This window comes from Micromonospora sp. CP22, from assembly GCF_009712475.1.
Lineage (GTDB): Bacteria > Actinomycetota > Actinomycetes > Mycobacteriales > Micromonosporaceae > Micromonospora.
In genome coordinates, this window is the sequence record NZ_VCJO01000031.1 from 1 (window position 1) to 12,864 (window position 12,864).

13 protein-coding genes, 1 tRNA gene and 1 pseudogene are annotated in these 12,864 nt (G+C 69.9%); 9 read left to right on the plus strand and 6 right to left on the minus strand.

The annotated features are described in order from the left end of the window. Nucleotides 1-305 precede the first annotated feature (305 nt). Nucleotides 306-392: transfer RNA gene (locus tag FF096_RS25275), tRNA-Ser, on the minus strand. Between the two features lie 75 nt (nucleotides 393-467). On the opposite strand from FF096_RS25275, the gene deoD reads away from it, so the two are divergent. The 3 genes from deoD (at nucleotide 468) to FF096_RS25290 (ending at nucleotide 2,387) form a co-directional block, all read left to right on the plus strand. Then, nucleotides 468-1,175, plus strand: a complete 708-nt coding sequence (gene deoD / locus FF096_RS25280; protein ID WP_155222064.1) for a purine-nucleoside phosphorylase — start codon at nucleotides 468-470, stop codon at nucleotides 1,173-1,175. A 124-nt stretch (nucleotides 1,176-1,299) separates the two neighbouring features. Beyond that, the gene (locus FF096_RS25285) at nucleotides 1,300-1,938 is read left to right on the plus strand and encodes a TetR/AcrR family transcriptional regulator (protein ID WP_155222065.1); all 639 of its coding nucleotides are present in this window, start codon (nucleotides 1,300-1,302) and stop codon (nucleotides 1,936-1,938) included. After that, nucleotides 1,935-2,387 carry a thioesterase family protein gene (locus tag FF096_RS25290; RefSeq protein ID WP_155222066.1) on the plus strand — a complete coding sequence of 151 codons (453 nt, stop codon included), beginning with the start codon at nucleotides 1,935-1,937 and terminating at the stop codon, nucleotides 2,385-2,387. The genes FF096_RS25285 and FF096_RS25290 overlap by 4 nt, the downstream gene beginning before the upstream one ends. A gap of 20 nt (nucleotides 2,388-2,407) precedes the next feature. Here the strand turns inward: FF096_RS25290 and FF096_RS25295 are convergent, their stop codons facing one another. From FF096_RS25295 to FF096_RS25305, 4 genes are all read right to left on the minus strand, one after another. Beyond that, nucleotides 2,408-2,854 (minus strand): nucleoside deaminase, encoded by a 447-nt coding sequence (locus FF096_RS25295; RefSeq protein ID WP_155222078.1) that lies wholly within the window; start codon nucleotides 2,852-2,854, stop codon nucleotides 2,408-2,410. Between the two features lie 76 nt (nucleotides 2,855-2,930). Continuing rightward, a complete protein-coding gene (locus tag FF096_RS25300) occupies nucleotides 2,931-3,455 on the minus strand; it encodes a tRNA adenosine deaminase-associated protein (protein ID WP_309223909.1) in 525 nt (174 codons plus the stop codon). A 130-nt stretch (nucleotides 3,456-3,585) separates the two neighbouring features. Then, entirely contained in the window at nucleotides 3,586-3,753 is a 168-nt protein-coding gene (locus FF096_RS26445; RefSeq protein WP_196222647.1) for a hypothetical protein, read from the minus strand. Nucleotides 3,754-3,839: 86 nt separating this feature from the next. Continuing rightward, a complete protein-coding gene (locus FF096_RS25305) occupies nucleotides 3,840-4,199 on the minus strand; it encodes a hypothetical protein (RefSeq protein WP_309223914.1) in 360 nt (119 codons plus the stop codon). Nucleotides 4,200-4,249: 50 nt separating this feature from the next. Here FF096_RS25305 and FF096_RS25310 point away from each other — a divergent pair, with 50 nt between their 5' ends. From FF096_RS25310 to FF096_RS25330, 6 genes and pseudogenes are all read left to right on the plus strand, one after another. Continuing rightward, nucleotides 4,250-4,981 (plus strand): M23 family metallopeptidase, encoded by a 732-nt coding sequence (locus FF096_RS25310; RefSeq protein ID WP_155222067.1) that lies wholly within the window; start codon nucleotides 4,250-4,252, stop codon nucleotides 4,979-4,981. Nucleotides 4,982-5,144: 163 nt separating this feature from the next. Continuing rightward, nucleotides 5,145-8,057, plus strand: a complete 2,913-nt coding sequence (locus tag FF096_RS25315; protein ID WP_155222068.1) for a glycosyl hydrolase — start codon at nucleotides 5,145-5,147, stop codon at nucleotides 8,055-8,057. 60 nt (nucleotides 8,058-8,117) lie between these two features. Then, complete coding sequence (locus FF096_RS25320; RefSeq protein ID WP_155222069.1) at nucleotides 8,118-9,176, plus strand: PHP domain-containing protein; 1,059 nt, start codon at nucleotides 8,118-8,120, stop codon at nucleotides 9,174-9,176. Between the two features lie 175 nt (nucleotides 9,177-9,351). Further along, nucleotides 9,352-9,624: pseudogene (locus tag FF096_RS27605) on the plus strand (Uma2 family endonuclease); the annotation flags it as partial. Between the two features lie 115 nt (nucleotides 9,625-9,739). Further along, entirely contained in the window at nucleotides 9,740-9,916 is a 177-nt protein-coding gene (locus FF096_RS26455) for a hypothetical protein (RefSeq protein WP_196222650.1), read from the plus strand. A gap of 49 nt (nucleotides 9,917-9,965) precedes the next feature. Further along, the gene (locus tag FF096_RS25330; RefSeq protein ID WP_309223910.1) at nucleotides 9,966-11,636 is read left to right on the plus strand and encodes a DUF885 domain-containing protein; all 1,671 of its coding nucleotides are present in this window, start codon (nucleotides 9,966-9,968) and stop codon (nucleotides 11,634-11,636) included. A 49-nt stretch (nucleotides 11,637-11,685) separates the two neighbouring features. Here FF096_RS25330 and FF096_RS25335 read toward each other — a convergent pair whose 3' ends face one another. Next, nucleotides 11,686-12,828 (minus strand): DUF3068 domain-containing protein, encoded by a 1,143-nt coding sequence (locus FF096_RS25335; RefSeq protein WP_155222071.1) that lies wholly within the window; start codon nucleotides 12,826-12,828, stop codon nucleotides 11,686-11,688. Nucleotides 12,829-12,864: the final 36 nt, after the last annotated feature.

The window sequence follows — 12,864 nt, forward strand, 5'->3', positions numbered from 1 at the left end:
CCGCTGGTTCCACCAACGCGCACGGCTAAGCAGGGACTACACCCTGGTCAGCTAGCAATTGGCGGCTGCCGTACTAGACGATGCGAAGGCGTACACCCTCTTCGCAGAGTGCGTTGAAAGACTGCGCGACGAGCAGAACAAGCGGCAGCAGCAGCTTGATCAGCCCGCCGAGGTCAAACGCGAAGAGTGACGAGGCGCTCGCCTACAGCGCCTCCGGCGCGACCGCTGAGACCGAAACCGAGACCACAAGCGGAACGCCCGGTGCGATCCTCGCGGATCGACCGGGCGTTCTCGCTGTTCACGAGCGGTGGCGGAGGGATTTGAACCCTCGGAGGGCGTAAACCCTCACACGCTTTCGAGGCGTGCTCCTTAGGCCGCTCGGACACGCCACCGCCGACGAGGGTACAGGACCATGGGTTCCGACGCCGAACCGGTCCCTGGCAGGCCGACCTGGCAGGATCAACGCCATGAGTACGCACATCGGCGCGAAGCCGGGCGAGATCGCCGAGCGGGTCCTGATGCCGGGTGACCCCCTGCGGGCCAAGTGGATCGCGGAGACCTACCTCGAAGACGCGAACTGCTACTCGACGGTCCGGGGCATGTTGGGCTTCACCGGCCGCTGGAACGACGTCGAGGTTTCCGTGCAGGGCTCCGGGATGGGTATGCCCTCGGCTTCGATCTACGCCCACGAGCTGGTCAACGAGTACGGCGTGAAGTCGCTGATCCGGGTCGGCTCGTGTGGCGCGCTCACCGAGGATCTCCAACTGCGGGACGTGATCGCGGCGAGCGGGTCCTCCACCGACTCGAACATGAACCGGATGCGCTTCGACGGGTTGATCGACTACGCCCCGGTGGCCGACTTCGGGCTGCTGCGTACCTCGGTGGAGGTGGCCGAGCAACGCGGCATCGCCATGCGGGTCGGGCCGATCCTGGCAGCCGACGCCTTCTACACCGACCGGCCGGACCTCTACGACCGCCTCGCGGATTACGGCGTGCTGGCGGTGGAGATGGAGTCCGCCGCGCTGTACACGATCGCGGCCCGGTTCAAGGCCCGCGCACTGACCCTGCTGACGGTGAGCGACCACATCAAGACCGGCGAGAAGACCACCTCGCAGGAGCGGGAGCAGACCTTCAGCCAGATGGTCGAGATCGCCCTGGACACGATCGTCGCCTGATTCGACCAGGCAGACGTCCCGCCGCCCTTGTGGGGTGGCGGGACGTCTTGTTTCGGCGTCGGTGTGACGGCCCCCACGCGATAAATATATACGACCGGTCGGTCTTATTGGTTAGGCTCCTCGCATGAACATCGACGGTCGGCTCGCCCGGGGCCAGCGCACCCGCACCGCCGTGCTGGACGCCGCCGTCAGTCTCGCCTCCGCCAACGGCCTCGACGGGCTCTCCCTCGGGCATCTGGCCGAGTCGCTCGGCGTCAGCAAGTCCGGCCTCTTCGCGCACTGGCGATCCAAGGAGGAGTTGCAGCTCGCCACCATCGACCGGGCCGTCGCCCAGTGGCGAGAGAAGATCATCGGCCCCGCGCTGCGCGCCCCCCGGGGCGTACGCCGGATCCACGCCCTGCACGAGGCCCGGGTCGACTTCTACGCCGACCGGGTGCTGCCCGGCGGCTGCTTCTTCGCCACCACCGAGTTCGAGTTCAACGCCCGGCCCGGCGCGGTCCGCGACCGCCTCGCCGAGGTCTTCGCCGCCTGGACGGGCTTCCTGGAACGGCTCGTCGCCGAGGCGGTCGACCTCGGCGAACTACCCGCCGACACGGACGTCGCGGTGCTGGCATACGAGATCGACGCGTACGGCATCGCCGCCGCCATGCGCTCCCGACTGCTCGACCCGGAGGCCACCTACCGGCACGCCCGTCTCGGCGTGCTGAGTCGCCTGCGGGCGCTCTGCCCCGATCCCGCACTGCTACCGGAAGGCACGTCATGAGTCACGCAGTCGTCGAACCGCCCGCCGTGGAGTACGGCCACGTCGAGCCGGTCATGGTTCACTTTGACGACCTCGACGCCCTCGGCATCCTGCACAACGCCCGCTACGCGGTGCTGCTGGAGCGGGCGCTCACCGCGTACTGGTCCGACCGTGGCGTCGCCTACCAGGCGGGCCGGGCCAGCTCGCCCGACGTGTTCCACGCGGTACGCGAGTTCTCCATCAGCTACCTCGCTCCGGTCACCGGCACCGGCCCGATCGCCGTGCACTTCTGGCTGGAGCATCTCGGCACCAGCAGCGCCCGGTACGCCTTCCGCTTCCACTCGCTCGACGGCACCACGGCGTACGCGCAGGGACATCGCGCCGTCGTCCGGCTCGACCCGGCGACCCTGCGACCGGCGCCCTGGACCGACACCGCCCGGTCGGTCGCCGCCACGCTGCTGCGCTCCTGAGGCCGCGCTCCGCCGACGGATCAGCGGAAGAACGCGCGCAGCACCGCGGCGTTCTCGGCTTCCAGGACGCCGCCGTACACCTCGGGACGATGGTTGAGCCGACGGTCGCGCAGCACGTCCCAGAGCGAACCGGCGGCACCGGTCTTGGGTTCCCAGGCACCGAAGACCACTGTCGAGACCCGGGCCAGCACCAGCGCACCGGCGCACATGGTGCAGGGTTCGAGGGTCACCACCAGGGTGCAGCCGTCCAGCCGCCAGCGACCCAACCGCTGGGCTGCCCGGCGTAGCGCGAGCACCTCGGCGTGTGCGGTGGGGTCACCGGTCAACTCGCGCTCGTTGCGGCCGATCGCCAGCTCACGGCCGTCCGGACCGTAGAGCACCGCCCCCACCGGCACGTCGTCGGCCGAAGCCGCATCCCCACCTGTTCCGGCCGGGCCGGTCACGGCGACTTCGAGGGCGCGGCGCATCCAGAGTTCGTGCCGCTGTCGCCGACCGGTACCGGTCGGGACGCCGTCACCGGTCAGCCCGTCCGTGCCAGTGGGCTCAGACCTCACGCAGTTCCTCGACCTCGTCGACGCAGCCCAGCACCTGACAGATCTCGGCGGTGACGTCGCCCGGCAGCATGCCCTCGTGGGCGCAGAGATCGAGCAGTCGCTGCGCGGGGATGCCCAGGTCGGCCAGGAGGTCCGCCTCGCCCACCGGGTCCGCCTCCGGATCGACGGCCGGCTGCTCGTCGTCGTCGCCGGTGCCGGTGGCGCGCGGCTGCTCGCTGTCGTCGAACCCGGTCACCGACGTCTTCAGGTCGCCGACCAGCAACGCGCCCAGCTGGGACTCCTCCGCGTACGCCGAGTCGGAGCCGAAGACCCGCAGGTCCTCACCCTCGTCGAGGCGCAGGATGACCAGGTAGGTGTCGTCCGCCTCGACGAACAACAGCGACAGGTCCGCGTCCGGGGCGACGTCGCGGAGCCGCTCGGCGACCTCGTCGATGTCGACGGCTCCTCGTAGGTTCAGATCGGCGGCCGTCCAACCGCCCTTTTCGCGCACGACGGCCGCAGCGAAGTACGACACGGTTCCCCCAAGTTGCCTCGGCACAGCACTCGCCGATCCGTTACGCGTGCACGTTAGCCGGTCGGGTCGGCAGGCGACCGGTCAACGCCCCGAAGGGCCGGTCATTCCTGAGGTGGGGACTTCGAGCCGTTCAGCTGGCGAGGCGACGGCGAGTGGCGATCAGCTGGCGGAGCCGCTCGGTGCGGGCACGCTGTGGCCGTTCGCGTTCGCGTACCGAGCGCGCGTCCGCCAACTGCGCCAGAAGCTGAAGGCGGCGACGGCTGCGATCGGGATCCAGCCGCGGAGTGGTCCAGGCCATACCGGGAGGGTGCCGAGTTGTGGCCGTTCAGTCAAGACGGGTTTCGGTGTCCGTGCGACGACGCAGCGCAGTCCCCGCTGCACGGGTCACCACAACGGCCAGTCACCACTGGCCACCCAGCGGGCGATGACCGCGGCGGCGGCGATGCTCCAGCCTCCGGCGGTGACGATCGCGACGCCGGCGGCCGCTCCCCGGTCGCCGAACCTCACCAGCACCAGGGCCGCGCCCCAGGCCAGGCCACCGGCGAGGAGCGTCCACCAGACGTATCCGACGAGGCTGCCGCCGAGCAGGCCGAAGAGGACCAGCCAGACGAAGGTTCCGAGGGCACCCGCCGCGACCCCGGCACCACCGATCGGGTGCGGCTCCCGGTAGGTGGGGCGCGGTGGCCGCCCGGAGGGAAAGAGTCCGGACGGGTTGTACGGCAACACCGGTACCCACTCCTCCACAGACACGGGACGCTGCGCTACCACCGTATCGAGTCTGTCAGGATGGCCGGATGGTTCCGCTGACGATCGGACGGTGGCGCGGGTACGCCGTGTTGCTGCTCGTGCCGGTGCTCGCGGCGAGCGGCTGCGGTGCGCCCGACGCGCCGACGGGCGCCGGGCCGACGGCCGCGACCAGCCCGACGGTCGTGACCACCGACGGACCCAGCGCGTCGCCCGACCTGGCGGACCAGTCGACGGCGTCGGCGTCGCCACGAAAGGACCTGCCCCACGTCTTTCCGGTACGCGCGAAGAAGGTGTCGTATCACCCGACCCACTCGGCGTACCCGGGGACGGACATCTTCGCCGACTGCGGTGAACCGGTCGTCGCGGTCACCGACGGCACGGTCGGTGAGGTGAGTCGGCGGGACCGGTACGACAAGCGCGGTCCGCAGGGGCCGTACAACGGCGGCCTGTCCGTGTCGGTCATCGGTGACGACGGGGTGCGCTACTACGGCTCGCACCTGACCGAGGTCGCCGAGGGGATCGACGCGGGGGTGCGGGTGCGGGCCGGTCAGCGGCTCGGCACGGTGGGTCGGACGGGTAACGCCAACAACGTCTGCCACCTGCACTTCGGCATCTCTCCACCGTGTCCTGGCGAGGACGGTTGGTGGATCCGTCGGGGCGTGGTCTGGCCCGCGCCGTATCTCGACTCGTGGCGCAAGGGCGGCAATCGGAAGCCGGCCGCCGAGGTGGCCGCGTGGCATCGCAAGCACGGCTGCCCGGGGAAGCCACCCGCCCGCTGATCCGCGTCATCCGCGTTTCATCACTGCGAAACATTGACGCAGGTCTCGCTGGTGAACTACCGTCCGCCGTAACAAGAGAGCGCTCTCTCAGATAACTAAACTCACAATACCGACGAAGCGTGCGCCGACCGGCGGGGCCGGGCCGGCACGCGTTGGAGGAAAGATGAGACCTCCCGTCCCACGCCGCCCACACCATCGGATCCTGGCCGCCACCGCCGCCGCGACCCTCGTCCTCGGCGGGTTGGCCGTCATCGCCAGTCCCGCCGCGCAGGCGGCAACGGTCGGTGCCGGCAGCTACACCACGACCCCCGTCGGCCCACTGCCCAGCGGCTGCGGAGACCTGACCACCAACCCCCGGCAGTACGCCACCAACGCCGCCCCGCCCGGGCCGGTGCCCACCAACGACTGGTGGTCATCGCTGCTGTGGAAGCGCCTCAACTGCGCCTTCAGCGAGCCGTTGCACGCGCACCCGGTCTCCTACCAACCTGTCACCGACGGGCTCGGCTTCTCGGCCACCTCGACGCCCACCATCACCGGCACCGCCACCGGCGTCGGTGAGTTCAAGTACCCGTACGTCGAGGACATCCGGGTCGGCATCGCCGGGCTGGGTGCACCCAACGTGCTGGTCGACGACTGGACGGACTGGACGGTCACCCCGTACTGGAGCGACGGGGCACGCACCATGCGCGCCACCATCGGTCACGGATTGCCACTGGCGTACTTCCGCGTCAGCGGCGGCGACGCCGTGATCAACGTGACCGGCGGCAACCCCACGGTCTGGTCCAACAACGCCAGCAGCATCGGCTTCACCGTCCGTGGGCACGACTACGTGGCGTACGCGCCGACCGGTGCCACCTGGACCGTCAGCGGCAGCCGGATCAGCTCCAACCTCGCCGGACGCGGCTACTTCAGCGTCGCGCTGCTGCCGGCCACCAGCGACGGCACCGCCCGCGCCCAGCTCGCCACCAACTACGGCCGGTACGCGCACGCCCACGTCACCGGCACCCGGGTCAGCTACACCTACAACGCGGCGACCAGTCAGGTGGAGACCCGGTACGCCTTCACCACCACACCTCGCGAGGGCACCGAGACCCGGACCGTGGCCAGTCTCTACCCGCACCAGTGGCGGGCATTGTCCGGTGCCACCCCGATCGCCCAGACCTACCCGTCCGCCCGGGGGCGGATGAAGGTGGTCGTCGGCGTCGGCGAGTTCCGCACCTCGATGCGGTTCAACGGCGTACTGCCCGAGCTGCCCGCCGTGGCGACCGGAGCCGGCACCGACCTGACCACGCTGCGGCAACACCTGGCGGCGGTGCGGAGCAACCCGATGGACCAGCGCGGTGGCGACACCTACTGGACCGGCAAGGGGCTCGGCCGGGCGGCTCGCATCGCCGAGATCGCCGACCTGGTCGGCGACACCGAAACCCGTACGGCGGCGCTGAACGCCATCCGCACCACCCTGAACGACTGGCTCACCGCCTCGCCCGGCGAGACCGAGCGCCTCTTCTACTACAACCAGCAGTGGGGCACGCTGATCGGCTACCCCGCGTCGTACGGCTCCGACCAGGAACTCAACGACCACCACTTCCACTACGGCTACTACATCACCGCCGCCGCGACGCTGGCCAAGTTCGACCCGACCTGGGCCCGGCAGGATCAGTACGGCGGCATGATCGACCTGCTCATCCGGGACGCGAACAACTACGACCGGTCGGACACCCGCTTCCCGTACCTGCGCGACTTCGACATCTACGCCGGGCACGACTGGGCCTCCGGGCACGGCGCGTTCGCCAGCGGCAACAACCAGGAGTCGTCCTCGGAGGGGATGAACTTCGCCAACGCCCTCATCCAGTGGGGGCAGGCCACCGGCAACACGGCGGTACGCGACGCGGGCATCTACCTCTACACCACCCAGGCGGCGACGATCCACGAGTACTGGTTCGACGTCACCGGGGAGAACTTCCCCGACGCGTTCGGGCACTCCAACGTGGGGATGGTGTGGGGTGACGGCGGCGCGTACGCCACCTGGTTCAGCGCCGAACCCGAGATGATCCAGGGCATCAACCTGCTGCCGATCACCGGTGGGCACCTCTACCTGGGCCAGCACCCGAACTACAACTCGGTCAAGTACGCCGAACTGGTCCGCAACAACGGCGGTGAACCGACCGTGTGGCAGGACATCCACTGGCAGTTCCTCGCCCTCGGTGACGCCGACGCGGCACTGGCCAAGCTGCGGGCCAACCCCGGCTACACCCCGGAGGAGGGCGAGAGCCGGGCCCACACCTTCCACTGGATCCGCAACCTGGCCGCCCTCGGTCGGGTCGACACCGGGGTCACCGCCGACCACCCGTTGGCCGCGGTGTTCACCCGCAACGGTGCCCGGACGTACGTGGCCAGCAACATCTCCGGCACGCCGCTGACCGTGCGGTTCTCCGACGGTACGCAGTTGAACGTGGCGGCCGGGCGCACCACCACCAGCGGGGCGCACACCTGGAGTGGCGGCAGCGCCAGTGGGGGCGGTTCCCCGAGCCCGACGCCGACGCCGACCACCTCTCCGACGCCCACGCCGACCCCGACGCCCACGCCCACGCCGACCGACCCGCCGTCCAGCGCACCCGTGCGGTACCTGCTGTCGGGCGGCGGCCTGGGCGCCTCCGGCACCGCCGGCACGACCAGCGTGAGCAGTGCCGCAGGCGCGAACTACGACGGCACGCCGCGTAACCCGGTGGTGTTCACCGCGACCGGGCTCAACCTCAACCACAACGGTGGGCAGACCGCGTTCGACCTCTTCCTGGACGCCGACACAGCGGTCGGCAACGGGGTGCAGGTCCGGGTCTCCTACGACCTGACCGGTGACGGCAGTTGGGAGCGGGTCGAGACGTACCGCTACTTCGCCACCGACCCGGTGCCGGGCTGGGAGCACTACACCCAGGCGGCCGGACTGCACTCCAGCAGCGGAGCCCTCGGCAATCTGCGCGGCGGTACCGTCCGGGTGGAGGTGTGGTCCGCCATCGGCAACAACCCCACCACCCTCGGAGTCGGTGACCGTTCCCTGATACGGCTGCCGTACGCCTGATTCCGCCCCGCGCCGCCGGTCGTGCCCCGACCGGCGGCGCGGACGCGTACGTTTGCCACCATGCGGGACCCCATCGCTGATCTACGTCGGATCGCCTTCCTGCTGGAGCGGGCGAACGAGGCCACCTATCGGGTACGCGCCTTCCGCTCGGCGGCCAAGGCACTGGCCGCGCTGCCGGTCGAGGAGGTGGTCGAGCGCAGCCGCACCGGCAAGCTCACCGAGCTGCCCGGGGTCGGTGACGTCACCGCCCGCTGCGTGGCCGAGTCGCTGGCCGGGGAGGAACCGGTCTACCTGCGCCGGTTGCTCGCCACCGAGGGCACCGACCTGGACGCCGAGGCCACCGCCCTGCGTACCGCCCTGCGCGGCGACTGCCACACGCACTCGGACTGGTCCGACGGCGGATCACCGATCGAGGAGATGGCGCTGGCCGCCGTCGAACTGGGCCACGAGTACCTGGTGCTGACCGACCACTCGCCCCGGCTGAAGGTGGCCCGGGGCCTGACCGCGGACCGGTTGCGCCGCCAGCTCGACCAGGTGGCGCAGCTCAACGAGGCGCTGCCGGAGGGGTTCCGCATCCTCACCGGCATCGAGGTCGACATCCTCGCCGACGGGTCACTCGACCAGGACGAGGAGTTGCTCGCCCGGCTGGACGTGGTGGTCGGCTCGGTACACAGCGGCCTGAACGACGACCGGGCGAAGATGACCCGCCGGATGCTGGCCGCCGTCGCCAATCCGCACCTGGACATCCTTGGCCACTGCACCGGCCGGATGGTCACCTCCCGACCCGCCGGAGTGACCGGGCCCGGTGACAAGGGGCATCGGGCCCGGAGCCGACCCGAGAGCGACTTCGACGCCGACGCGGTCTTCGCCGCCTGCGCGGCGCACGACACCGCCGTGGAGATCAACTCACGCCCGGAACGGCAGGACCCGCCGAAGCGGTTGATCCGGCGGGCGCTGGAGGCGGGTTGCCGGTTCGCCATCAACACCGACGCGCACGCCCCGGGCCAGTTGGACTGGCAGCGCTTCGGCTGCGAGCGGGCCGCCCGCTGCGGGGTGCCCGCCGACCGTGTGGTGAACACGTGGTCGGCCGACGAGCTGATCGCCTGGACACACTCCTGACACAGTTGCCTGGTCAGCGGGTGACCGGTCGTCGGGTACGACATTGTCCTGCGGTTTTCGGCCGTCGTGTCCGCGCCACAGAAGCCACCTACGCTGGTGAAACGTTGACCGGCCGAGGAGGTGTAACACCATGGCGATGCCGATGCGCTTCGACCCACTCGTCGACCTCGACGGCATGTGGACGACCCAGCTCGCCGACCGCTACCTCCCGTTGCCTGAGTTGCCCGATGCGCGATACGAGTGCATCGACGGGAGGTTGGTCATGACGCCCGCCGAGGTCGGCACGAACAGCTACGGCGAGATCGAGCTGGCGCACCTGTTGAAGTCCGCCGCCAAAGCCCACGGTTTCTGCGTCTTCGGCCAGGTGAATCTCACCTTCTCCCCGCAGCGGTGGATCCAACCGGATCTCACCGTGCTGCACACGCTGCCGAAAACGGACGAGGAGGATCGCTGGATTCCGGCCCACCTCTGCACCATGGCGGTCGAGTTCGTCTCCCCCGGCAGCCGCCGGCAGCCGCCGGCAGGATTTCGTCGACAAGCCGATGCGGTGCGCCGAGGGCCGGGTGCCGTACTTCATGCGGGTGGAGATCTCGCGCCGACTGCGGCATGCCGCGGTGGAGCTGTTCACCCTCAGCACGTACGGCGGCTACGACACCATCGCCAAAGCGGTCAGCGGCGACCGGGTACGCGCCGACGAGCCGTTCCCGATCGACTTCGATCCTGCCGACCTGCTGCCGTGACCGGGTCGACGACACCACGTCGACACCGGCCTCGCGTAGGGTGCGCAGGGTGGGAAGAATCGACGATCTCGCGAACCGCTTCGTCGCCGACTGGGCCGCACTGAGCCCGACCGGCGCCACCTACGTCGGCATCGCCGGCTACGACGACAAGCTCGATGATCTGTCCCCGGACGGATACGCCGCGCGTGCCGACCTGACCCGCCGCACCCTCGCCGAACTCGACACCATCGAGCCGGAGACGGAGACCGAGCGCACCGCCCGGGAGGCGATGCAGGAACGCCTGGGCCTCGAACTCGACAGGTACACCGCCGGGCAGACAACCAGCGAGGTCAGCGTCATCACCAGTGGGCTGCACGAGATCCGGATGGTCTTCGACCTGATGCCCACCGACGGCGAGCAGGCTCGGGCCAACCTGGCCGCCCGGTTGAACCTCTTCCCGAGCGCGTTGGAGGACTACAAGACGACGCTACGCGAGGCGGCAGCGGCCGGGCGGGTCAGCTCGCGTACCCAGTTGATCGAGGTGGCCAAGCAGTGCGACGCCTGGGTCGATCCGGACGGTGACAACGTCTTCCACGGGCTGGTCGAGCGGCTGGGCGAGGAGAGCGCCCTCGGCGCCGAGCTGCGGCGTGGCGCGGCGGCGGCCACTGCGGCGACCGCCGAGTTCGGGCAGTTCCTGCGGACCGAACTCGCCCCCCTCGGGCGGGAGAAGCAGGCCGCCGGTCGGGAGACCTACGAGCTGGCGTCCCAGTACTTCCTCGGTGCCCGCATCGACCTCGACGAGACGTACGCCTGGGGGTTCTCGGAGCTGGCCCGGCTGGAGGCCGACATGCGGACGGTGTCCGCCGAGATCGCCGGCCCGAGCGCCACCATCGACGAGGCGGTGGCGGTGCTGGATGCCGACCCGGCCCGGATCATCCGGGGGCGGGACGCCTTCCGCGACTGGATGCAGGAGCTGGCCGACCAGGCGATCAGTGAACTCAACGGCACCCACTTCGACATCCCCGAGCAGGTCCGGCGGATCGAGTGCATGATCGCGCCCACCAGCGACGGGGCCATCTACTACACCGGCCCCAGCGAGGACTTCGCCCGACCTGGCCGGATGTGGTGGGCGGTGCCGCAGGGCCTGACGGAGTTCTCCACCTGGCGGGAGGTGACCACCGTCTACCACGAGGGAGTGCCGGGGCATCACCTTCAGATCGGCCAGACGGCCGTCCGGGCCGAGGTGCTCAACCGCTGGCAGCGGCTGCTCTGCTGGGTCTCCGGGCACGGTGAGGGCTGGGCGTTGTACGCCGAGCGGTTGATGGAGGAGCTGGGCTACCTGGACGACCCCGGTAACCGGCTCGGCATGCTCGACGGCCAGGCGTTGCGGGCAGCCCGCGTGATCGTGGACATCGGCATGCATCTGGAGCTGCGGATCCCCGAGGACAACCCGTTCGACTTCCATCCCGGCGAGCGCTGGACGCCCGAACTGGGTTGGGAGTTCCTGCGGGAGCACTGCCGGGTGCCGGACGAGATGCTGCGCTTCGAACTCAACCGCTACCTGGGCTGGCCGGGGCAGGCACCGTCGTACAAGGTGGGCGAGCGGATCTGGCTCCAGGCGCGGGAGGAGGCGAAGGCCCGCAAGGGTGCCGACTTCGACCTGCGGGAGTTCCACCGGCAGGCACTCGACCTGGGTGCGCTCGGTCTCGATCCGCTGCGCCGGGCCCTGACCCGACTCTGACGATTGCGGGGGCGGGCCGACGGCCCGCCCCCGCACCATCGACCTGGTGCTACTGCTTCTCCGACTCGCTCTGCGCTGCCCGCTGGCTCGGCACCGTGGACTCCTCGGACTTCCAGTTCGTCGACGCGGGCGGGATCTCGTCGGACAACGGTCCACCCTCCCGCGCGTCGTCCCGCACCGGTGCCTGGTCGACCCGGGTCGGTGCCGGGTCCGCACCGACGGCGTGCCTGCCGACCGTGCTCGGGGTGCGGTTGCGGGAGACCAACAGCCCGATGACGATCAGCACCAGGCCCAGCACGACGAGCCCGAGCGGCGCGTACACACCGAGGATGGTGAGCTGGCTGCGGCTCTTCTTGGCCCGGTCCACCGACGACGTCACGGTTTCCTCGTTGTAGGAGAAGTCGGCGTCCAGCAACGTCGTCGGGGTGCCGGTGTTCGGCACGAGCACCTTCTTCTGCTGCTCCCGGACCTTCAGGTAGGAGCCGGTGACCGGGTCGATCCAGACCGTACGGGTGTTGCTGTACACGACGTCACCGGAGGTCGATCCCGGGGCGAGCGCACCGAGCAGCAGCGTCACCCGGTCGGCGGCCAGCGGCAGCTTCTCGTCGGTGATGACCTGCTCGTAGCGGTACGCCTCCAGGCCGTTGATCTCCTCGGTGCCCTTGAACTGGGCCACTCGGGTCTGCCGCAGATCCCGGTCGAAGATCTCGTAGTTCTTCTGCTCCGAGTTGAACGGGAACTTGTACATCTGGCCGGCGAACGAGACGTTCTCCGGCGTTCCGCTCTCGTCGAGGTACTGCTCGTTCCACTCGACGGCCGCCGCGGAGACCCGGTCCAGGGCCAGCTCCGCGCCGTACGCGCTGACCAGCTCCTTGGTGTCGATGCGCTCGACGGTCTGGCCGACCCGCCAGACCACCGTGTCACCGGCGAGGTCGCCGCTGAGCGCCGCGGTCTTGGCGCGCTCCGGGGTGACCTGGATGGTCGACTTCAGGTCGCCCTGGTTGATGGCGACCGCACCGTTGGTGATCTGCAGGAACGTCGCGCCCTTGGCCTCGGCCACCGAGGTCGTCGGGTCCAGGTCGTAGGGCAGTTTGGACATCGCGGGCTTGACGACGAACACCAGTCCGGCGGCCAGCGCCAGGAGCAGTACGCCGCCTCCAAACAGCACGGCACCCACGGCGCGCTGCTTCATGTTTCCTCCCTGAGGAGCTCAATTGCGTCGAAGTCA